20 protein-coding genes are annotated in these 21,951 nt (G+C 66.3%); 8 read left to right on the forward strand and 12 right to left on the reverse strand.

All coding sequences use genetic code 11. The features are described from left to right. Positions 1-11 precede the first annotated feature (11 nt). From G5A46_RS09005 to G5A46_RS09060, 12 genes are all read right to left on the reverse strand, one after another. A complete protein-coding gene (locus G5A46_RS09005) occupies positions 12-1,433 on the reverse strand; it encodes an FAD-binding oxidoreductase (protein WP_204318716.1) in 1,422 nt (473 codons plus the stop codon). Continuing rightward, positions 1,430-3,673 carry a phosphoenolpyruvate--protein phosphotransferase gene (gene ptsP / locus G5A46_RS09010; RefSeq protein WP_163849082.1) on the reverse strand — a complete coding sequence of 748 codons (2,244 nt, stop codon included), beginning with the start codon at positions 3,671-3,673 and terminating at the stop codon, positions 1,430-1,432. Before ptsP ends, G5A46_RS09005 begins: the two co-directional genes overlap by 4 nt. A 123-nt stretch (positions 3,674-3,796) precedes the next feature. After that, positions 3,797-5,032: an aspartate kinase gene (locus tag G5A46_RS09015; protein WP_163849083.1), complete on the reverse strand. Its 1,236-nt coding sequence runs from the start codon at positions 5,030-5,032 to the stop codon at positions 3,797-3,799. A gap of 107 nt (positions 5,033-5,139) precedes the next feature. Continuing rightward, a complete protein-coding gene (locus G5A46_RS09020; protein WP_163849084.1) occupies positions 5,140-5,610 on the reverse strand; it encodes a DUF1178 family protein in 471 nt (156 codons plus the stop codon). A gap of 121 nt (positions 5,611-5,731) precedes the next feature. Further along, positions 5,732-6,202 carry an NUDIX hydrolase gene (locus G5A46_RS09025; protein ID WP_239520700.1) on the reverse strand — a complete coding sequence of 157 codons (471 nt, stop codon included), beginning with the start codon at positions 6,200-6,202 and terminating at the stop codon, positions 5,732-5,734. Positions 6,203-6,346: 144 nt separating this feature from the next. Beyond that, complete coding sequence (locus G5A46_RS09030) at positions 6,347-7,252, reverse strand: fumarylacetoacetate hydrolase family protein (RefSeq protein WP_163849085.1); 906 nt, start codon at positions 7,250-7,252, stop codon at positions 6,347-6,349. Then, complete coding sequence (locus G5A46_RS09035; RefSeq protein ID WP_163849086.1) at positions 7,249-7,995, reverse strand: glutathione S-transferase family protein; 747 nt, start codon at positions 7,993-7,995, stop codon at positions 7,249-7,251. Before G5A46_RS09035 ends, G5A46_RS09030 begins: the two co-directional genes overlap by 4 nt. Further along, positions 7,995-8,990 carry an MBL fold metallo-hydrolase gene (locus G5A46_RS09040; protein ID WP_163849087.1) on the reverse strand — a complete coding sequence of 332 codons (996 nt, stop codon included), beginning with the start codon at positions 8,988-8,990 and terminating at the stop codon, positions 7,995-7,997. The genes G5A46_RS09035 and G5A46_RS09040 overlap by 1 nt, the downstream gene beginning before the upstream one ends. Before the next feature lie 11 nt (positions 8,991-9,001). After that, positions 9,002-10,306, reverse strand: coding sequence for a TRAP transporter large permease (locus G5A46_RS09045; protein ID WP_163849088.1), 1,305 nt, complete (start codon positions 10,304-10,306; stop codon positions 9,002-9,004). Then, positions 10,303-10,857: a TRAP transporter small permease subunit gene (locus G5A46_RS09050; protein WP_163849089.1), complete on the reverse strand. Its 555-nt coding sequence runs from the start codon at positions 10,855-10,857 to the stop codon at positions 10,303-10,305. Before G5A46_RS09050 ends, G5A46_RS09045 begins: the two co-directional genes overlap by 4 nt. Continuing rightward, a complete protein-coding gene (locus G5A46_RS09055; protein WP_163849090.1) occupies positions 10,854-11,909 on the reverse strand; it encodes a C4-dicarboxylate TRAP transporter substrate-binding protein in 1,056 nt (351 codons plus the stop codon). Before G5A46_RS09055 ends, G5A46_RS09050 begins: the two co-directional genes overlap by 4 nt. Before the next feature lie 69 nt (positions 11,910-11,978). Further along, entirely contained in the window at positions 11,979-12,692 is a 714-nt protein-coding gene (locus G5A46_RS09060; RefSeq protein ID WP_163849091.1) for a TetR/AcrR family transcriptional regulator, read from the reverse strand. 230 nt (positions 12,693-12,922) lie between these two features. Here G5A46_RS09060 and G5A46_RS09065 point away from each other — a divergent pair, with 230 nt between their 5' ends. The 8 genes from G5A46_RS09065 to G5A46_RS09100 all read left to right on the forward strand — a co-directional run bounded on the left by G5A46_RS09065 (position 12,923) and on the right by G5A46_RS09100 (position 21,828). Then, positions 12,923-13,729 carry an enoyl-CoA hydratase/isomerase family protein gene (locus G5A46_RS09065; RefSeq protein WP_163849092.1) on the forward strand — a complete coding sequence of 269 codons (807 nt, stop codon included), beginning with the start codon at positions 12,923-12,925 and terminating at the stop codon, positions 13,727-13,729. 20 nt (positions 13,730-13,749) lie between these two features. Further along, entirely contained in the window at positions 13,750-15,585 is a 1,836-nt protein-coding gene (locus tag G5A46_RS09070) for an acyclic terpene utilization AtuA family protein (RefSeq protein WP_239520706.1), read from the forward strand. Beyond that, the gene (locus G5A46_RS09075; protein ID WP_163849093.1) at positions 15,578-16,408 is read left to right on the forward strand and encodes an enoyl-CoA hydratase/isomerase family protein; all 831 of its coding nucleotides are present in this window, start codon (positions 15,578-15,580) and stop codon (positions 16,406-16,408) included. The genes G5A46_RS09070 and G5A46_RS09075 overlap by 8 nt, the downstream gene beginning before the upstream one ends. Before the next feature lie 33 nt (positions 16,409-16,441). After that, positions 16,442-17,479, forward strand: coding sequence for a TRAP transporter substrate-binding protein (locus tag G5A46_RS09080; protein WP_163849094.1), 1,038 nt, complete (start codon positions 16,442-16,444; stop codon positions 17,477-17,479). A gap of 141 nt (positions 17,480-17,620) precedes the next feature. After that, positions 17,621-18,121 carry a TRAP transporter small permease gene (locus tag G5A46_RS09085; RefSeq protein WP_163849095.1) on the forward strand — a complete coding sequence of 167 codons (501 nt, stop codon included), beginning with the start codon at positions 17,621-17,623 and terminating at the stop codon, positions 18,119-18,121. Then, complete coding sequence (locus G5A46_RS09090) at positions 18,118-19,416, forward strand: TRAP transporter large permease (RefSeq protein ID WP_163849096.1); 1,299 nt, start codon at positions 18,118-18,120, stop codon at positions 19,414-19,416. Before G5A46_RS09085 ends, G5A46_RS09090 begins: the two co-directional genes overlap by 4 nt. A gap of 1 nt (position 19,417) precedes the next feature. Continuing rightward, positions 19,418-20,638 carry a CaiB/BaiF CoA transferase family protein gene (locus G5A46_RS09095; protein ID WP_204318717.1) on the forward strand — a complete coding sequence of 407 codons (1,221 nt, stop codon included), beginning with the start codon at positions 19,418-19,420 and terminating at the stop codon, positions 20,636-20,638. Next, the gene (locus tag G5A46_RS09100) at positions 20,632-21,828 is read left to right on the forward strand and encodes a CaiB/BaiF CoA transferase family protein (protein WP_163849097.1); all 1,197 of its coding nucleotides are present in this window, start codon (positions 20,632-20,634) and stop codon (positions 21,826-21,828) included. The genes G5A46_RS09095 and G5A46_RS09100 overlap by 7 nt, the downstream gene beginning before the upstream one ends. Positions 21,829-21,951: the final 123 nt, after the last annotated feature.

The following is a 21,951-nucleotide window of genomic DNA, read 5'->3' on the forward strand; positions in this document are numbered from 1 at the left end:
AGGGCGCGGAATCAGCGCGGCGGCAGCACAGCGCCGGGGTTCAGGATGCCGTTGGGATCGAAGACCTGCTTGATCCCGTACATCATTTCCAACCGCACGGGATCACCATAGCGGCGCATGTCATCGACCTTCAGCCGGCCGATACCGTGTTCTGCGCTGACCGATCCGCGATATTCATGCACCAGATCATGCACCGCCCGCATCACTGGCGCCTTCAGATGGGCCAGCGTGGCCTTGGCCGTGCCGCGCGGCGGGAAAAAATTGAAATGCAGGTTGCCGTCGCCCAGGTGACCAAAGCAGTTCAGCCTTAGGTCGCCGAATTCGGCCCCCAGGGCACGACCGCGGGCGATGAATTCGGGAATCACCGCCATCGGCAGGGAGACATCGTGACTGGCCACCGCGCCGATCAGGCGGTTCGCCTCGGGCAGCATTTCCCGCAGGTTCCAGAATTCCGTCGCCTGGCCGCGGGATTGCGCGATCAGCCCGTCCGCCACCAGCCCGCCCTCAAGCGCGGCGGTGAAAATCGTCTCCAGCAGAGCGTCGGGATCCTGGTCGGCGCCGGTGCCCAGCTCTACCAGCACCAGCCAGTCGGGCGCGGGATCGAAGGGGCGGCGGACCTGGGGCATCGTCTCGGCCAGGAAGTCCAGCCCGGTGCCGGCGATCAGCTCGAAGGCGGATATGGTCTCTCCGGCGATGTCGCGGCTGTGCGCCAGCAGGTCCAGCGCCGCTTCGGGCGAGGGGACGACCATCAGCGCGGTGCCGGTCCGCGCGGGCCGGGGGAACAGCTTCAGCGCGGCGGCGGTGATCACGCCCAGCGTCCCCTCCGATCCGATCAGCAGGTTGCGCAGGTCGTAGCCGGTGTTGTCCTTGCGCAGCCGGGTCAGCGTGTTCATGACGCGGCCATCGGCCAGCACCGCCTCGATCCCCAGGCACAGGTCACGGGTATTGCCGTAGCGCAGCACGTTCACACCGCCCGCATTGGTCGCCAGATTGCCGCCGATCCGGGCGGTGCCATGGGCGGCGATGGACAGCGGGAACAGGCGGTCATGTGCCTCTGCCGCGCTGTGCAGATCGGCCAGGATGGCCCCTGCTTCGGCCACCATGACATTGTCACGGGGAGAGACTTCGCGGATCGCGGCCATGCGTTCCATCGACAGCACCAGCGGGGCAGGGCCGTCGGGCATGACCTGCCCGCCGACCAGCCCGGTGCCGCCGCCATATGGGATCACCGGCACCCGCGCGTCATTGGCGGCGGCCAGGATGGCAGAGACCTCCGCCGTGGAGCCCGGTGCCAGCACCAGCCCGGCCTGACCGTGCCAGGCGCCGCGCGGCTCCTCAAGATAGCGGGGCGCGACCTCCCGGAAACTCGCCGGTTCCAGCTGCGGGCGCAGCCGGTCTGCCAGGGCGGCGTCGGCGGGGTTCAGCGCATTCACGGGCGGCCCCGCAGGTAGGCCATGACGGGGCCGCGCACCGATTGCTCACCCCGGTCGGCGGCGGCATCGATCACCTCCCGCAGCTCTTGCAGGTTGGTGCGCAGCAGCAGGCTTTTGACCGGCCCGATGGAGGCCGGGCGCATCGACAGCGAACGCAGGCCCATGGCGGCCAGGCATACGGCCTCTACCGGGCGGCCGGCATCCTCACCGCAGAAGGACAGGGGCGTGCCGGTGTCTTCGCAACGCTCGACGATGGATCGCAGGAAGGTCAGGAAGCTGACGTTCAGCGTGTCATAGCGGCGGCGCACCCGCTCGTTCTCGCGGTCGGCGGCAAAGAAGAACTGTTTCAGATCGTTGCCACCGATGGACAGGAACTGCACCTCTTCGAAGAACTTGCGCGGCGCAAAGGCGAGGGACGGGGTTTCCAGCATCGCCCCCACTTCCAGCGTTTCGGGCAGGACATGGCCCAGAATCCGCTCCCGCTCCAGCGCCTTGTCCATCTCCGCGCGGGCGGCGCGGTATTCCTCGTATTGCGCGACAAAGGGAAACATGACCGACAGCGGCCGCCCATTGGCGGCGCGCAGCAGGGCCTGTAGCTGCATCCGCATCACCCCCGGCTTGTCCAGCCCGACCCGGATGGCGCGCCAGCCCAGGGCGGGGTTCGGCTCGTCATTGGGTTTCATGTAGGACAGCACCTTGTCCGACCCGATGTCGAGGGTGCGGAACACCACCCTCTTGCCATTGGCCGCGTCCAGCACGCGTGCATAAAGGGCCGAAAGCTCGGACCGCTTGGGCATCTGGTTGCGGATCAGGAATTGCAGCTCCGTGCGGAACAGGCCCACGCCCTCGGCGCCCGACCCGTCGAGAGAGGGTAGATCCGCCATCAGCCCGGCGTTCATCGTCATGTTGATCGTGGTGCCGCAGGGCGTGATCGCGGGTCGTTCGCGGATGGAGGCATAGCGTTCCTGGGCCTCCGCCTGCATGGCGATCTTGTCGCGAAAGGCGGTGGCAACGCTGTCCTCGGGGCGCAGGTGCACGGCGGCGTTGTCGCCATCGACCAGCACGTGATCGCCGTTCAGCGCCTCGGTGGTGATGCGGTCGGCATGAACCACCAGCGGGATTGCCAGCGCGCGGGCGACAATGGCGGCGTGCGACCCGACCGAGCCCTGTTCCAACACGATGCCGCGCAGGGACCGGCCGTAGTCCAACAGTTCCGCCGGGCCGATGTTGCGCGCCACCAGGACCGGATCCTTGGGCATTTCGGCCCCGGTTTCGCTGCCCTGACCGGTCAGGATGCGGAGCAGGCGGTTGGAGAGGTCGTCCAGATCGTGCAGCCGGTCGCGCAGATAGGCATCGTTGGCGGTGGCCATACGGGCGCGGGCGGTGGATTGTTCCTTTTCCACCGCAGCCTCGGCGGACAGGCCACGACCGATGTCCTCTTCCATGCGGCGCATCCAGCCCTTGGAATTGGCGAACATGCGGTACGCTTCGAGCACTTCCAGCTGTTCGGCATCGCCGCTGCGCACGCCCTCCAGCATCTCGTCCACCGAGATGCGCAGCGTCTCCACCGCCTCGATCAGGCGTTCGCGTTCGCGGTGCGGATCCTCGGCGATGGGGTTGGTGATCACGACGCGCGGTTCGTGCAGCCAGACATGGCCTTCGGCGGTGCCCTCCTGGGCCGAGGTGCCGCGAAAGACCACCGGCTGCGTATGCCGGGCCGACAGCGCCGCGCCATCACCGACAAAGGCACCCAGCTCGGCCATTTCGGCCAGGACCATGGCGACGACCTCCAGCGCATAGATCTCGTCGTCGGAATAGCGCCGCTTGGTCCGGGATTGCACCACGAGCACGCCCAGCTTTTCCCCCAGGCGCTGCACCGGTACGCCAAGGAAGGAGGAATATATCTCCTCTCCGGTTTCCGGCATGTAGCGGAACCCGCGTTCGGCGGGGGCATCGGCGGTGTTGACGTATTTGCCGGTCCGCGCCACGCGGCCGACCAGCCCCTCGCCCAGACGCATCCGGGTCTGGTGCACCGCCTCGGCCTTCAGCCCCTCCGTCGCGCAGAGTTCAAGGGTCTCCGCATCGCGGAACAGATAGACGGAGCAGACCTCCGTCTTCATCGAATCGGCGATCAAATGGGTGATCCGGTCAAGCCGGGCCTGACCTGCGGCATCCTCCGCCATCACATCCCGCAGACGCGCCAGCATGGCGCGGGTGTCGGTCTCGAACGTTTCGGTCATGCGGGCCCTGGTCCTTCGGTCGATGCCGCGGGTGAATAGATCACAAGTGACGCTAGAGCGAAACGCCCAAAACGTCCGAAGGGGTGGGGCAGGGCGGGGCGGGGCGCCCGACGCCCTTGTTTGTCAAGCTTTTTCCAACTCGAACGCGTCGTGCAGGGCCTGCACCGCCAGTTCCATGTATTTTCGGTCGATCAACACCGAGATCTTGATCTCGGAGGTGGCGATCACCTTGATGTTGATGCCGTCGTCGGACAGCGTCTTGAACATCTTGGCGGCGACACCGGATTGCGACCGCATGCCGATACCCACCGCTGAAATCTTGGCCACATTGGTGTCGGCCACCAGGTCGTGGAAGTTGATGTCGCCGGCCTCGCGGGCAGCGTGCAGGGCCTGTTCGGCGCGCTTCACCTGATCGGTGGGGCAGGAGAACGTCATGTCCGTCCGGCCCTCTTCGGCGATGTTCTGGATGATCATGTCCACGTTCACCCCCGCCTCGCTGAGCGGGCCGAAGATCGCGGCGGCGATGCCGGGGCGATCGGCAACCGAAATCAGGGTCATCTTCGCCTCGTCGCGCGAATAGGCGATGCCCGAAACCACGTTGGATTCCATGATGTCCTCCTCGGCACAAACCAATGTGCCGGCATTGTCACTCATTTCCTCGAAGCTGGACAGCACGCGCAGCTTCACGCCGTAGCGCATGGCCAGTTCCACCGAACGGGTCTGCAACACCTTGGCCCCCAGAGAGGCCAGTTCGAGCATCTCCTCGAAGGCGATGCGATCCAGCTTGCGGGCCTTGTCGGCGATACGCGGATCGGTGGTGTAGACGCCATCCACATCGGTGTAGATATCGCAGCGTTCCGCGTCGAATGCGGCGGCAAAGGCCACGGCGGTGGTATCCGACCCGCCCCGGCCCAGCGTGGTGATCCGCCCTTCCGGGGAGATCCCCTGAAATCCGGCGACCACCGCGACCTTCATGCCTTCGCCGAACTTGGCGTTGATGTTGTCGGTGGGGATTTCCTCGATCCGGGCCGAAGAATGCGACGAATTCGTCTTCAGCGGCACCTGCCAGCCCTGCCAGCTGCGCGCCGGCACGTCCATTTCCTGCAACACCAGCGCCATCAGCCCGGCGGTCACGTTCTCTCCGGAGGAGACGACGGCGTCATATTCACGCGCGTCGTACAGGGGCGAAGTCTCGTTCACCCAGCCGACCAACTCGTTGGTCTTGCCCGACATGGCGGAGACGATGACGATGACGTCATAGCCCTTGGCAACCTCGACGCCCACGCGTTTGGCGGCGCGGCGGATTCGGTCAAGCGTGGCGACGGAGGTGCCACCGAATTTCATCACGAGAACGGGCATATGGATGTTCCGGGTCTTCGATTGCCGGGGTCTTTACGCGGCGGCGCGCGCGGGTGCAAGCGGGCATCGCATTGCAGAACGTAAAGCAGACTGTGGCAAGGGGCGGTTCAGTTCGTCTTGCGCCCCGGCGCAAAGGGCAGGGGCAGCACCGGCACGCCGTCCTCCAGCAGGGCGCGGGCCTCCTCAGGCCGGGCCTCGCCGTGGATCGGGCGCTCCGGGGTATCGCCCAGGTGCATGGACCGGGCCTCCCGCGCGAAATCGCCGCCGACATAGGTCGATTGCGACAGGATTTGTTTCCTCAGCGCGGCCAGCGCCTGTTGTGCCGGGGTGCCGGGGGCGGACAGCGGCCGGGTGGGGGTCGCGGGGGGCTGCGGCGCTGCGGTGGGTGTCGTCGCGTCGGCCTCCGCAGCGCGGCCGGGGCGCACGCGGGGCGCCATCAGCGCCTTTTCCACCTTGGTGTCGCCACAGACGGAACAGCCAATCATCCCGGCCTTCAACAATTTCTCGAAAGCGTCGGAAGATTGGAACCAGCTGTCAAAGCGGTGGTCGTTGCTGCATTTCAACGAGAATTGGATCATGATCCCGACGCCTGTCCGGCCATTGTGGATAACAAGACACCGGAGATATAGGCTGCGCCGAAAAACGCAAGATCCCGGTCGGCAGGCGTGGCGATACGCCCGGTCCATGGTGCGCCGGTGATCATCCCCTCAGCTTGGACGGGTCGAACTTGCGCAGCATCCGCGCCAGTTCCGGTTCCTCGACGCGGGCGGCGGCCTTCTTGCGGGAGAACCACTTGCGGCGGCGCTGGTCCATCTCGGGGAACTCGGCCTTCAGCAGGCGCACCCGCACCGGGAACAGCGTGACCACGGTGGGCAGGTCGTCGCCCTTTTCCAGTACCTTGTAATAAGGGTAGATCCCGATCGGGCGGCGTCCCGCGCGCCCCATCACCCCGGCTTCCTCGTAGGCTTCGCGCAGGGCGGCCTCCTCCGGGGTCTTGCCCGACATGGGCCAACCCTTGGGCACGACCCACCGGCCTGTCCCGCGCGAGGTGATCAGCAAAATCTGCGGCTTGTCGCCCTTCATCCGGTAGCACAGGGCGGCGTATTGGGTATGGATTTCCGCGTTGGAGCATCCCGGAAAAAAAGTTTCGGGTTTGAATTCTGAAGACACGTTTCTGTCCAATGTTGTCCGTCGTGTCCGCAGGGGCCTGCACCCGCTGCGCCGACGATTATCATGTTTTGATTGGGGACAGAGTTTAGCGCGAACCGGGGAAACATCCAGTATTTCCACCCCCGGCCCGCTTGAATTTCCTGCTCAGCGCCGTGTTTGCGCTATCGTGTTGCGCAAAATCCCGATGCCTTCGATCTCCAGTTCGACCACGTCGCCGGGGTTCAGGAATTTGCCCAGCTCCAGCCCGCAGCCTTCGCCCACGGTGCCCGATCCAAGGATCTCTCCCGGATGCAGGATCTCGTCGCGGCTGACATGTTCGATGATGCGGGCGAAATCGTGGTGCATGGTGGAGGAACTGCCGCGCGACCATTCCTCTCCGTTCACCCGGGCGACCATGGTCAGGCCCGATCCGTCGCCGATCTCGTCCGCCGTGACGATGCAGGGGCCCATCGCGTTGGCGGTGCGGAAATCCTTGCCCTTCGCCGGGCCAAGGCCGCCGGCCATCTCGGCCATCTGGTGATCGCGGGCGGAGAAATCATTGAAGATGGTAAAGCCCCAGACATGGCCCGGCGCATCGGCACGGGAGATGTCGCCGCCGCCCTTGCCGATGATGCAGGCCAGCTCCAGCTCGTAGTCCAGCCGGGTTTCGCCCTGCGGCCAGATCACCTCGTCTTCCGGGCCGGAGACGGAAAAGCGGTTGGCCTTGTAATAGATCGGCTGGTCGTACCAGACCTGCGGCATCTCCACCTGCATCGGGTCGATCCCCTGCATCCGGCCGCGCGCATTGCGCAGGTGCATCTCGAAGGTCAGGCAGTCGCGCATCTGGATCGGCACGGGCAGGGGCGCGCGCAGGCGGGCCTGCGCCACGGGCACGCGGGGGGCGGCGTCCGTGGCGGCGCGGGCAGCGTCCAGCCCCTCGGGCCCTGCCTCGATCAGCGCCTGCATCGAAGCGAAGGCCGGGGTGGCAGGATCCAGGACGGCGATTTCCGTCCCGTCCAGAACCCCGATGCGCTGCGGGTGACCGTCCTGGTCGAAGGTGACTAGTTTCATGCGGTTTCCTTCAGGTCGTCATAGATGTCGGAGACGCGAGTGCCGGGGTAATAGGTGGCAAGGTAGGCCGGGCGCTGCTGCATCGCGTCCCACCAGCGGGCGAAATGGGGCAGTCCCTCCCAGATGTGGGACAGGCCCAGGTCGCGCATCCGGTCGATCGTGGGCACGACGCAGAAATCCGCCAGCGTCGGCGCGGACCCGCAGAGCCAGTCGTTCTGCGCCAGGGCGGCATCCATCCGCGTCACCGTCTCCCGCAGGCGTTCCAGCGATTCCGCATGGCGCGCGTCGGAGAACCCGTCGCGGCCCATCTCGTTGTAGAAGGTGCGGCGCAGGGTGCGGGCCTCGGTGTCCTTCTTCAGGTCATCCGCGCTCAGATCCTTGCGATGGCGGACGAAGACCTGGTTGAACGAGGGGATGCGGATCGCGAGGGTGGGCACCTCCTCGATGAAGCGAAGCCATTTTCGCATCTTGGCGCGGGCCAGCGGATCGGCGGGGGTCAGGGAACGGTCGGGATAGACCTCGTCCAGGTATTCCATGATGACCGAACTATCCAGCACGGGCTGCCCGTCATGCAGCAGCGAGGGCACCACCCCGTCGGGATTGATCGCCAGGTATTCCGGGGTCAGGTGTTCCTTGGCGCGGAAGTCGATGCGGGTGTCGGTGAAGGAGAGGCCCTTCTCGTGCAGCGTCAGGCGCACCTTTTGCGAACAGGTGGAGATCGGGTTGTTCAGCAGCTCCAGCATCACGCGCTCCCGTGGCAGCCGCAGGGACCGTCATGGGCGCATTCGGCCCCCCGGCGATAGCGCAGCATCTGGGTCATGATGTCCTCGACGCTGGGGTCGATGGCCCCCTTCGACACCTCGCGGTAGACATTGGCCACGTTGGCCACCACGCGTTCGCGGTCCAGCCAGCTGTCGAAGGCGTCGTAACCGACCTGCCATGCGGCCTCTTCCCAGCCCAGCCCGGCGGCGTGACAGGCGCGGGCCTGTTCATCGACGCTGACCAGATAGGCGCGCAGATCCTGCACGGCCTTCTTGTCGCCCACCGGACCGTGGCCGGGCACCACGATGTCCACGTCCAGGCCCATGATGTGGTCGCAGGCGGCGATCCAGTTGCCGATCGGGCCCGCCCAGATGATCGGATGCCCGCCCGAGAACAGGATATCCCCGGTAAAGACGGTGCGCGCGTCCGGGACGTGAACGATGATGTCGCCGCGGGTGTGGGCCGGGCCCAGTTCCGTCAGTTCCACCCGGCGGCCGTCGACCTCCAGCGTGCGGGAACCGGTGAAGGTCTCCGTCGGCGGGACGTGTTCGGCATCGGAAAAGTCGAAGCGCACGCCCATCGTCTCGTACAGGAACTGGCCAAAGGCGCCGTGGGCTTCGGGGTTCTGCACAGCGGCCTTGAAATGGCTGGCGGGGCGTTCCTCCATTTCCTCGGCGCAGGCCTGGGAGCCGATGATGCGGGCATCGCCCACCAGGTGATTGCCGAAGGTGTGGTCGCCGTTGGAATGGGTGTTGACCAGCGTGTCGATGGTGTTGGCTGCGGGGGTGGCGCGGCGGTAGGCGTCCAGCATGTCCTGCGTCAGCCGCCCGGTGAACAGCGTGTCCACCATCAGCGACGACCCGTCGGCCCCGGTGATCAGCCCGGAATTGGACCACCCCCAGGAGCCATCGCCCTGCACCCAGGCGAACAACCCGTCGCCCAGATCCTGCAACGTGCGCGTGGTGTCGGAATACATGTCGTGTCCTTTCAAAGGAGAGCGAGGGCAAGGGCCGGCAGCGCCAGCACCAGCGCGATCATGGCCACCATGATCAGCGCAAAGGGCGCCGCCCCCGCGAAGATGTCGTTCAGGGTGATGCGGGGATCGTCCAGATTCGCCTTGATCACGAAACAGGCGACCCCCAGCGGTGGCGTCAGCAGGCCGACCTCCACGGCGATGATCGTGACGATGCCGAACCAGACCAGATCGACGCCGAAGGGCGCGATCACCGGCAGGATCAGCGGCAGCAGGATCAGCAGGATGGAGGAACTGTCGAGGATCGTGCCCAGCAGGATGATCGCCAGAAGATAGAGGACCAGCACACCGTAAAGGCCCAGCTCCCAGCTGGCCATCAGCCCGGTCATCGCATTGGGCAGGCCGGTCAGGGCCAGCAGGCGCGAATACATATGCGCGGCGATGATCAGGAAGGTGATGGAGGCGGTGACCTGCCCGGTTTCCAGCAGGATGCGCCCGATCTCCCGACCCGAAAGCCGGCCCTTGGCCAGGGCCAGCAGCAGCGCGCCCAGGGCGCCGACGCCGCCGGCCTCGGTCGGGGTGAAGAACCCGCCGTAGATTCCGCCCAGAACCAGCAGGATCAACGCCAGGATCGGCGCGGATTTTACCGCCAATATGCCGCCGGACATCAGCGGCAGGTCGGATTTATGCGCCTGTCCGGTATAGCGGGGGAAAAACCGCGCCATGACCACGATGGCGATGCAGAAGAACAGCGCCAGGATGACACCGGGCACGATCCCGGCGGTGAACAGGTCGCCGATGCTGACCTCGGCGATGATCCCGAACAGGATCAACAGCAGCGAGGGCGGGATCAGCATCCCCAGAACCGACGACCCGGCCACAACACCCACGGAGAAACGCGGGGTGTAGCCCTGTCGGATCAGCTCTGGCACCGCCACCTTGGTAAAGACGGAGGCGGAGGCGATGGAGGTGCCGTTCACGGCCGCAAAGACCGCGTTGGCAAAAACGGTGGCGATGCCCAGCCCGCCGCGGAACCGGCGGAAGATCTGGCCCGCGACGTCGAACACGTCCCGCCCCAACCCGCAGGCGCCCACCAATACGCCCATCAGGACGAACAGCGGGATCACCCCGAAGGAATACCGCGCCACCCCGTCCAGGGCGGCCTGGCTGAGAAGGGCGCCAGCGATGACCATCTTGCCCTTGACCAGCCAGACGCCCGCGAAGCTGACAGCCATCAGCGCGATGGCCACATGCATCCCCAACTGGATCAGTACGAGGATCGCCACGATGGAGGCGATGCCGATTTCGACCGATGTCATGGCTGGTCTCCCCGGATGGCGAGGCGGATGTAATCCACGCTCATCGCCGCATAGACGACCAGTGTCAGCACGCAGCCCAGCAGCACACAGGTGACAAATGGCCAGCGCGGCATGGTGAACAGACCGTAGAGGCCGACGGTTTCGTTATCTTCGATGGCACCGTAGATCTCCGGGCCGATATAACGCAGGAGGATTGCCAGCATGATCGTTCCGGCGAGGTGATGCGCCGCGTTCAGCCATGCCCCCGCACGGGGCGATCGGCTGGTCAGCCGGGTGATCAGCATGTCGGAGCGGACATTGCGCCCCATGGCCGTGGCCTGCGGCAATTGCAGATAGACCACGGCGACAATCGCCGCCGATACGATTTCGGCGGTGGCGGGAACGGGCGCGTCAAAGAACCCGCGCCCGACCACGTCGGCATTGATGATCGCCATGATGCCCAGCGTCCCCAGCCCGCCGAAAATGGCCAGGATCAGCGCGGCGTGGCGGGTGAACCGGGTAATGCCGCCGCCCGGAAGACCGGGCGGGGCGGTGGTGGTGGCGCTGCTCATTCCGCGGTCCAGTCGCGGGCGAACTCGATCCCGGCTTCGCGGGCCAGCCGCATGTAGGCCTCCAGGGTTTCGGTGCCGGGCTTGCCCTGGGCGTCCAGTTTTTCGGCCCATTCGCGGGCGAAATTGGGCAGCTTGGCGGCGTATTCGGCGCGGGCCTCGTCCGACAATTCGGAGATCATGGCGCCCTCCGCCTCGGCCTTGGCAAGGGAGGCGGCGCCGCCTTCGTCATAGGATTCGGCAGCGATGTCGCGGTATTCGTCGGCGACCTCCTGGATCACCTGCTGCACCTCGGCGGGCAGGTCGTTCCAGATGTCCAGGTTCACCGTCAGGGCCGAGGCATATTGCGCGCCAAAGTTGATCTTGGTGATATAGGGCGCGACTTCGTAGAATTTGTAGGGCGCGACCACGGATTCAAAGGTCATCACCCCGTCATAAAGGCCCGTCGACATCGAATTGTAGAACGAGGGCAGGGCGCCCGCCACGGGGATCGCGCCGGTATCCTTCAGCCAGTTCAGCGCCAGGCCGGCGGTGCCGATCTTGCGGCCGTCGATGTCCGCCGCGCTTTCGATCGGGAAATTCGTGACGAAATGGTAGGTGTCGATGCCCACGGGGGCCAGCACCATCTGGTTGTGGTCGGCCCAGCTTTCGTCCAGGGCGGGGATCTCGTCGTGCAGCTTGTCCACGACCTCCATCAGTTTCACCAGGTCGGCGGTGCCGAAGGGGGTGACATAGGTGATCTGTTCCAGTGGCAGCTTGTCACCCTCGAACAGATGCGGAACATAGCCGAATTCGGCGATCCCGGATTCGACCGCCTCGAGCACGCCGTTCACATCGGCGACGGCGCCGGCATAGGCTTCGGTCCAGTTGATGGAATGGCCCATCGGTTCCAGGCGCTTGTTGATTTCGGGGATGAAATGCGTGCTGAGCGCCGAGACCCCGCGCGTGATCGGCGGATGGCCCGCGACCAGCGTGAAATTCCAGGTTTCCGCCGTCAGGGGCAGCGCGACAAGCGCCATCGCCCCGGCGAGGCCGGTGGTGACATAAGGGTTCATGGTTTCTCCTCCCATTGAGATCAACGGCCCCTCTCCTCAGAGGCCGGTCGTACGTCAGGTTGACAGTAATCAGGTGGTGGCGGCCCTCCCGGCGGTGCCGTCCGCATCTGCCCTCGCATCTGCCCCGGTATCCGCCAGCGCGGCGGTCAGAAAGGCGATGATCTGGGCCCGCATCTCCCTCCGGTCCGTGGTGTCGCAATCGCCGTCAGACAGGCGGGCGATCCGGCCCGAGGGCCCTTCGTCGGTCAGCATCATCTGCAAGGTGCCGACCATCAGGTGATAGCGCCAGTGCGCTTCGGCCTTTGTCAGGTGCGGCGCGGCGATCTGGATCGCACCAATGAAGCGCAGAGCCAGTGCATCCAGCTCCTCATGGACGATGGCGTTGGTCCATTCGTTGGGGCTGTATCGGTGTTTGACCACGAAATGCGCCAGAAGACGGCCGGTTCTGGGGTCGTCCTCGTCCGTGTAGGCGGCGACGAAGGATTCCACCAGGTCGACTATGCGCGGGGTGCGCCCTTCTGTCCGGGCCTGCGCCTCCAGCCGGTCAAGGCTGGCCAGGCGCTGCGTCGCGGTCCGGTGAGCCACGTCGCGAAAGATCTCCAGCGTCAGCTTTTCCTTGTTACCGAAATGGTAATTCACCGCCGCCAGGTTGGCGCCGGCCCGTTGCGCGATGGCGCGGGTGCTGACGCCGCTGATGCCATTTTCGGCAAACAGCTCCTCCGCGGCGTCACGGATGGCGTCGCGGGTATCGGGGCGGGGGGATTCGGCGAGATTCGAACGCATGTTTAAATCGTGTGATTGAAGCGATTGTTTGTCAACATTTTCGTGAGAGGCCGCAAGCCGCGAGGCAGCGAGCATAGGGCCTCGTGCCTGTCAGAATCGACAAAACATATATAATATTCAATTGGATAGTTGCCGTTTTTTTCTGCGCCTCATTTCTTCTCTTGGCACGTCGATATTGGCTCTCTAAAGATAAGGTTAAAAGAACGGTCTTTAGGTAGTATGGAGGATGCATGACCGAAGACGCCGCCGTCATCTCGCAACGGGACGGGGATTGGCTGACCCTCTGGCTGAACCGTCCCGCCAGCCGAAACGCCCTGTCCGAAGATCTGGTCGCCGCCCTGCGGCAGGCCCTGGAAACGGCGCGGGCGGATGCCAGCTTGCGCGGCATCACCTTGCGCGGGAAGGGCGGTGTCTTCTGCGCCGGTGGCGATCTCAAGGCGTTTCGCACCTATGCTTCGGGAGAAAAGACCGAAGCGGAGGTTTCTGATTTCAATGTCGCGGGCGGCACCCTGTTCGAAATGGTGCATAGCATGCCGCAGGTCGTCGTGGTGCTGGTCGAAGGCGCGTCGATGGCCGGCGGGCTGGGCCTGACCTGTGCCGCCGATCTGGTGGTGGTGACCCAGGACGCGCAATTCGCCCTGACCGAAACCATGATCGGCATCCCGCCGGCGCAGATCGCCCCATATATCGTGGGTCGCATCGGCCTGACGGAGGCCCGGCGCATCATGCTGACCGGCGCACGGTTCGACGGAGCGGAGGCGGCGCGGATCGGCATCGCCAATGCTGCCGTCGCCGATACAGAGGCGCTGGAAGCGCAGGAGGCCGAGATCAGGCGCGGTGTGCTGCGCTGTGCCCCCGGCGCCAATGCCGCGACCAAGGAAATCCTGCTGGCCGCCAGGCAATTGCAGGGGGCGGAGATGATGCGCTTTGCCGGGGATCGCTTTGCCCGTGCGCTGCTGGGCGCCGAGGGGCGCGAGGGCGTCGCCTCCTTCCTGGAGAAACGCAAACCCGCCTGGGCCGGCGATTCCCGCACGTAATCGGGGAGGAGGAGCAGATCATGGACAAGACAATCCGCATCGGCGGCGCTTCGGCCGCATGGGGCGACACGACGCTGGGCATGGCCCAGCTGGTGGAGGCCGGGGGCCTTGATTACATCGTCGGCGATTATCTGGCCGAGGTGACGATGGCCATTCTGGCGCGGATGCGCGCCAAATCCGACGACGCCGGGTTCATCCCCGATTGGCTGACCTCGGTCCGGCCGGTGCTGGGGCAGATCCACGCGGCGGGAACCAGGCTGATCACCAACAGCGGCGGGATGAATCCGCTGGCCTGTCGCGATGCGTTTCAGGCGATGGCGGCAGAGGCCGGGCTGACGTTCCGCGTTGCCGTGGTCACTGGCGATGACCTGCTGGCCCAGCAGGAGGAGATCCGGGCCAGCGGCCTGCCGGAAATGTTCACCGGCGCCTCCATGCCCGAAGCCTTTCGCAGCCTGAACGCCTATCTCGGCGCCGGGGCGATCGCGCGGGCGCTGGATGAGGGCGCGGATGTGGTGATCACCGGTCGCGTGGTGGACAGCGCCATGGTGCTGGGCCCGCTGGTGCATGAATTCGGCTGGGCGATGGACGATTGGGACCGGCTGGCGCAAGGCAGCCTGGCCGGCCATGTGATCGAATGCGGCGCGCAGGCGACCGGCGGGCTGATCACCGATTGGGAAGACGTGCAGGACGGCTGGGCCGACATGGGTTTTCCCATCATCGATTGCGTCGAGGATGGCAGTTTCACCGTCGGCATGCCGGCGGGAAAGGGCGGGCGGATCACCCCGGCTGCGGTCGCCGAACAGATCGTCTACGAGATCGGCGACCCCGCCGCCTATCGCCTTCCGGATGTGACCTGCGATTTCCGCGATGTACGGCTGGAGCAGGTTGGCCCGGACCGGGTGCGGGTCAGCGGCGCGCGCGGTTATGCGCCGGGCCGCAACTACAAGGTCTGCGGCACGTGGCATGACGGGTTCCGCCTGATTTCGACCTACATGCTCGCCGGGGGCGCGGCCGCCGCGCGCGGGCGCCGCATGGCGGAGGCGCTGATCGAACGGACGGAGCGGCTGATGTCCGCTCGCGGCTTTGCCCCCTATACCGAAACCTCGGTGGAGGTGATCGGCGCCGATGACAGCTATGGCCCCGCCGCGCGGCGCGATGCGGCGCGGGAGGTGATCGTGAAGATCGGCCTGCGCCACGCCGATGCTCGCGCGCTTGAGGTCTTTGCCCATGAATTCGTCGCCCCCGGCGTCTCGACCGCGCAGGGGCTGACCGGCGCGTTCGGCGGCCGCCCCCGGCCTGCGCCGGTGCTGCGGGTGCATTCGTTCCTGTGGCCAAAATCGGACACTCCGGTGCATTTGCACCAGGAGGGTGGCGTGACCGCCGTCGGGATCCCCGCACCCGGCGGCGGTACGCAGCTGGCCGGCCCCGCCGCTCCGCAGGCAGATCCGGGCCAACCCGGCGACCCGCATGTGCCCCTGCGCGCCATCGCCGTGGGCCGCAGCGGCGACAAGGGTAACGATGCCAATATCGGCCTGATTGCCCGCGATCCCGCCCTGTTGCCCCGCCTGCTGGGCGAGGTGACGGAAGAAGCCGTGGCGCAGTGGTTCGCCCATTATCTGCGCGGTGACGTGACCCGGTTCGTGATGCCGGGGTTCAGCGCGGTGAATTTCCTGCTGACACGGGTTCTGGGTGGCGGCGGCAGTGCGTCGCTGCGCTATGACCCGCAGGCCAAGACCTATGCGCAGGTGTTGCTGGACATGCCGGTGCGGGTGCCTGCCGATTGGCTGGCACCGGCTGGTCCGCTGGCCGGGGTCACGCCCCTGGCCACTGGCGGGGCAGGTCGGACCGATGGCTGATCCGGTCCTTTTGGAGGTCGCTCAGGACGGCGTTGCCACGCTGCGCCTGAACCGGCCTGCTCAGAAGAACGCGATCAATCTGGAAATGCGCCCCCTGATGCAGCGATTGATCACCCGCGTGGCGCGCGATCCCGCGGTGCGGGTTCTGATCCTGGCGGGCAGCGGCGGCAGTTTCTGCGCCGGCGGAGATATCCGTGACATGGCGCAACTCGGTGCCGGTGCCGGTGTTGACGGCGGCGGCGATGCCGCTCCCGACGCCCTGGCGGGAGAGGCCGCACGCCGCAGGATGCGCCAGACAGGGGAGGTGGCGCTGGCGATCTCCACTCTGGATATCCCGGTGATCGCCGCCGTATCCGGCCCGGCCTATGGCGCCGGTCTGGGCCTGGCGCTGGCCGCCGACCTGGTGCTGGCCGCGCCCGACGCGGAGTTCTGCGCCTCCTTCGGGCGGCTGGGGCTGGTCCCGGATTTCGGGCTGCACCTGTCGCTGCCCCGGCGCGTCGGCATCGCCCGAGCGAAGGAGATGATCTTCTCCGCCCGCGCGGTGGAGGCGACGGAGGCGCAGACGCTGGGGCTGGTCGATGCGCTGCACCCCGCCCCCGAACTGGAGGCTGTCGCCCGCCGGATGGCCAGCGGGTTCGCCCGCCATTCCCCCACCGCACTGGGGCTGAGCAAGGCGCTTCTGGATCAATCCCCGACATTGGACCTGCGCCAGGTTCTGGAGGCCGAAACCGCCGCCCAGGCCCTGTGTTTCACGACCCCGCATCACGCAGAGGCACGGCGCCGGTTTCTGGCCCGCAGCCCGGAGGCGGGCCCCCGAACCTGACGTCCGTTCATTCGTAACGAGGAGGATACTCGAATGACATTCCTGACCACATTGAAGTCCACGGCCCTGGCCGGTGCACTGACCGTATCGCTGTCCGCGATGGCAACCATCGCCGCCGCGCAGGACAGCGTCACCCTGAAACTGGCCGATCAATTCCCGCTGACCCATATCGGGTCGCGCGTCGGCGCGCAGGCATTGATCGCGGAACTGGAGGCCCGCAGCGACGGCGCGATCCAGATCCGCCACTTCCCGGCGGAACAACTGGCCAAGGCCTCCGGCCTTCTGGACGCGGTGCGCAACCGGGTGACCGATATCGCGCTGGTCGGCGTTGTCTACAACACGGACAAGCTGCCCCTGACCAGTGCCGCCGAACTGCCCGGCCTGTTCGAGGATTCGATCGCCGCGTCCAAGGCGTTCGAGGCCTATATCCAGAACGATCTGCTGGAACGTGAATACCTGCCGCTGGGCGTGCGTCCGCTGTGGGGGACGGTGACGCCGCCCTACCAGCTGATGATGGCCAAGGGGGAGGGGATCTCGGAAATCAGCGAACTCGAAGGCGTGAAACTGCGCGTTGCGGGCGCCACCGGTGAGCTGATCGCCAAGTCGCTGGGCGCCGTCCCGGTGAAGGTTCCCGCCTCTGATCTCTATCTTGGGCTGCAACGTGGCACGGTGAATGGCGCGGTCTACAACCCCGCCTCCGTCTTTGGCTACAAGATCGAGGAAGTGCTGTCGGCGGTGTCCACCAACGCGTCCCTCGGTGCCGTGGCCTTTGCGCTGCTGGTCAACGAAGACGTCTGGCAGGGCCTGACGGAAGAACAGCGCAACACCATCGAAGAGGTCGCCGCCGATGTGCGCCTGTCCTTCACCGAGGCCTTCGACGCCGGCAATACCAAGGCCTTCGACAAGCTGGCGGAATCCGGTGTCACCGTCTTTGACCTGCCGGCCGAAACCCAGGCGCAGATGAACGACATGCTGGGGGCCGTGCGCGATACATGGGTTGAACAGGTCAGTGGCCGGGGCCTGCCCGCGCAGGAGATGCTTGACGCCTATCAGGCCCGTCTGGCCGAATGATCCGGTGGACCGGCAGGCCGGGGCCTTATCCCGGCTTGCCGGTTCGCTACCGTACGTGACCGCAGGGTCACGGCGCCCGTTCGGCAGTCTATAGACGGCCCGCCCGGTGCCACCCCGCAAACCGCAGGAAAGAATGAACACATGAGCCGCGTTCTCGGGATCTTTGATCTGGTCTTCATGCGCATCGCGCAGGCCTCTCTCATGGTTATGATGCTGTCGATCAGCGCCGATGCCCTGGGGCGATATCTCTTCAACCAACCGTTGCAGGGCAGCTTTGAATTCACGTCCCTGTATCTGATGGTGATCGTGACATTTCTGGGCATGCCTGCCGCCTATGCACGGGGCGGGCTGGTCCGTCTGGACGTGCTGACCGCCCATCTGGCGCGCATCCCCTGGCATCTGTCGGAACGGATCAACACCGTGCTGGGCGCCGCCGTTTTCGGCTTTATCGCCTGGCATGCCGGGCTGGAGGCGTTCGAGAAATTCGCCAGCCGCGACACGACCTTTGGCGTGATCCAGTTCCCGGTCTACTGGTCCTATGTCTGGGTGCCGGTCGGCTGCGGCGTGATGGCGCTGCGCCTGGCTTACGAAGTCGTCTTTCCCACCGGGTCATCCCAAAGCCACGAGGAGGTGCCGGAATGACCGGTGTTGTCACAGGCTCTGTCGCCTTTCTGTTCGCGCTGCTTCTGAACGGCGCGCCTGTCGCCTTTGCCATGCTGATCGCTGGGGCCGCGGGCCTGTACCTGACGGGGGGGTATTACCCGTTGGTCGGTATCCTGAAAACCGGACCCTACGAGCATGTCGCCAGCTATACGCTGACGACGCTGCCGATGTTCATCCTGATGGCGGAATTCCTGACCGCAGGGCGGTTCACCCGCGACCTGTTCGCGGCCTCGGACAAGTGGCTGGGCCACCTGCGCGGGGGCATCGCCTATTCGGCCATTGCGGGCGGGGTTCTGCTGGCGGCGATCTCCGGCTCGTCCTCGGGCGCGGCAGGCACGCTGTCGGCGGCGGCCTACCCCGAGATGAAGCGGTTCGGCTATGACACCAAATTCTCCACCTCCGTGCTGGCGGTGGTGGGCACGCTGGCGATCATGGTGCCGCCCAGCATCGGGTTGGTGTTCTATGGGATCATAACCGAAACCTCCGTCGGCAAGCTGCTGGTCGCGGGCTTCGTGCCCGGTGCGCTGACGGCGGTGGGATACGCATTGTCAATCAACCTTCAGATCCGGCGCCGGCCGGAAATCGCGCCGCAATCCGCAACCCGCGCGTCCCGCGCCGACCGGCTGGAGAGCATCCGCGCCGTCTGGCCGGTGTTGGGGCTGATGCTGATCATCATCATCTCGATCTATTCCGGGGTCATTACGCCGACCGAGATCGGCGCCGTCGGGGCGTTGCTGGCGCTTCTGCTGGCGGTGGTCATGGGGCGCACGGGACCGCGCGGCATCCTGACCGCGCTGGCCAATGCCACGCGCAACAGCGCCATGATCCTGTCGATCATCGCCTGCGCGGCTGTTTTCGGCGCCTTCATCACGCTGACCGGGGTAACGCAGGCTCTGCTGATGCTGATCGAGGCTTCGGGCGCGAACCGGTATCTGGTGCTGGGCGCGGTGCTGCTGCTGCTGTTCGTGCTGGGGTTCTTCCTGGACCAGATCGCCATTCTGGTGCTGACCATGCCGCTGGTCTTTCCGCTGCTGTTCGGATTGGGCTTCGATCCGGTATGGCTGGGCATCATCTTCGTCAAGACGGCCGAGATCGGGCTGATCACGCCGCCGATGGGGTTGAACGTGTTCATCGTCTCCTCGACCACAAGGGTGCCCGCGCGGGACATCTTCAAGGGCATCTGGCCCTTTGTCCTGACCGAATTCCTGATCCTCGGAATTCTGATCGCGGTGCCGGGGTTGTCGCTGTGGCTGCCCGCAATGGCGGGGTTCTGAGATGACGCAGGCATGGAACATGGCGGCAGAGGCTCCGGCGGGAATGCTGGACGAGCTGCGCGTGGTGGAGATCGGGCAGAACCTGGCCGGTCCCTTCGCGGGGGAGATTCTGGCCGATCTGGGCGCCGATGTGATCAAGATCGAGAAGCCCGGCGGCGATGATGCGCGGGGCTGGGGGCCACCGATCACGCCCCGCGCAGCGGCGGTTTTTCATCTGATGAACCGTAACAAGGCCTCCGTCGTGCTGGACCTGCGCGATGAGGCGGACCGCGCCGTTCTGGACGGGATGCTGACGCGGGCCGACATCTTCGTGCATAACATGCGCCCCGGCGCCATGGCTGCGCTGGACCTTGGCAGTGCGGTCCTGACGGCCCGCCACCCGCGCCTGATCTATTGCGACATGGGCGCCTTTGGCCATCTGGGACCGATGCGGGAGAAGCCGGGCTACGAGCCGCTGATGCAGGCCTTTGCCGGTCTGGTCAGCGTCAATGGCCATCCCGACGGGCCACCGGCGCGCATGGGGGCCTCCATCGTCGATCTGGGCACGGGGATGTGGACGGTGATCGGGGCGCTGGCCGCGCTGATCCGGCGCGCCGCGACGGGTCGGGGCTGCGTGGTCAATACCTCGCTGTTGGAAACCGCGCTGGTCTGGGCCGGCAGCCATACCCTGGCCTGGCAGGCCAGCGGCCAGATGCCTTTGCGCCACGGGTCCGGCCACCCCATGATCGTGCCCTACCAGGCCTTCGACACTGCCGATGGCCCGCTGGTGGTGGCGCCCGGCAATGACCGGCTGTTCGCCGCGCTGGCCCGCGCCCTGGACCATGCCGAATGGCTGGACGATCCACGCTTTGCCCATAATGACGCCCGCCGCCGCCACCGGGAGGAGATCGTGGGCCTGGTCGCCGGCTGTTTCCGCGACATGCCGATGGCCGAGGCCCGCGCCCGGCTGGATGCCGCCGGGGTGCCCAATGCGCCGGTGCAGACGATCCCGCAGGTGGTCGCGGATCCGCAGGTGCAGGCGTTGCAGATGTTGCAGCCGGTGCCGGGGCTGGTGGTGCCCATGACCGGCTTTCCCGTCTCCTTTGACGGGCAGCGCCCCGCGATCCGCGCCGCCGCGCCAGACCTGGGCGCCGACACGGCCCGCCGCCGGGCGCAGCCCTGGCCCGGTGATGCCGTCCCCCTCCAAGACCCCGACCGTGAAGAAGAGGAACCAAAATGCTGAAGCTGCTGGACAATGTCCGCGTGCTGGAACTGGGCCACATCCTGATGGCCCCCTACGCCACCCAGTTCCTGGGTGACATGGGCGCCGACGTGATCAAGGTCGAACCGCTGGGCGGGGATCTCTATCGCGGGGTCGGGCTGGGCCGGAGTGACGGCATGTCGGCGCAATGGATGGGGGTGAACCGCAACAAGCGCTCTGTCGCGCTGGACCTGAAGTCGGAGGACGGCCGCCAAGTCCTGCGCGAAATGATCGCCAGCGCCGATATTCTGGTCCACAACATGCGCCCGCCCGCGATCGAACGTCTGGGCTTTGGCTACGACGCGGTGAAGGCGCTGAACCCCAGACTGGTCTATTGCGCCGCCATCGGATTTGGCCGGGACGGGCCCTATGCCGATTACCCCGCCTTCGACGACGTGATCCAGGCGCGGTCCGGGCTGGCGGATGTCAACGGGCGCATGACCGGCAAGCCGACCTTCGTGCCTGTGGCCATCGCGGACAAGGTCGTGGGACTGATGGTCGGCCAGGCAATGTTGGCCGGATTGCACCGCCAGCGCGCCACCGGCGAGGGCTGCTATCTGGAAACCCCGATGTTCGAGGCCATGGTCGGCGTGGTGCTGAACCAGCACCTGAACGGCCATGCCTTCCGCCCGCCGGAGGGTGGCCTGGGCTATGCCCGCGTGACGAGCCCCTACCGCCATCCCAGCCCGACGGCGGATGGCTACATCGTGCACGGCGTCTACAAGTACCCGCAATGGCAGCGGTTCCTGGCGCATGTCGGGCGGCAGGACATCCTGGATGGCCCGCTGATGCGCGACGCGCGTGCCATGGCGCAGGGCATCGGCCAGCTTTACGAGATCACGACGACGGAAATCCTGCCGCAGAAGTCCACCGCCGAATGGGGGCGGATCCTGGACGAGTTGGACATCCCCCACGCCCCCGTGCTGAGCATTGAGGAGTTGGAGAACGATCCCCACCTTCAGGCGGTGGGTCTGTTCGAGGATTACGAACACCCCACCCAGGGACCGATGCGGCATGTCCGCGCGCCCTTCGGCGCCCGCGATGTGGACGAGGGGCCGGACCGCTACCCCCCCGACCTGGGTGCCCATGGCCCCGAGGTTCTGGAGGAATTCGGCTTGTCCCCCACACGGATCGCGGCGCTGCGCGCGGCGGGTATCCTCGGCGGTGCGTGACCCGCGCCGGGGCCGCGGGGGGGGACGTGCGGGACGGGGCCGCGCCGAGGGGGCGCCGGACCTTCGGGAGCGGGCGACACCCTTCAGGCCGCCCCACGCAATTCGGGCGGGCAGGTTCCGGGA

This window comes from Pseudooceanicola aestuarii, from assembly GCF_010614805.1.
GTDB classification, from domain to species: Bacteria; Pseudomonadota; Alphaproteobacteria; order Rhodobacterales; family Rhodobacteraceae; genus Pseudooceanicola; species Pseudooceanicola aestuarii.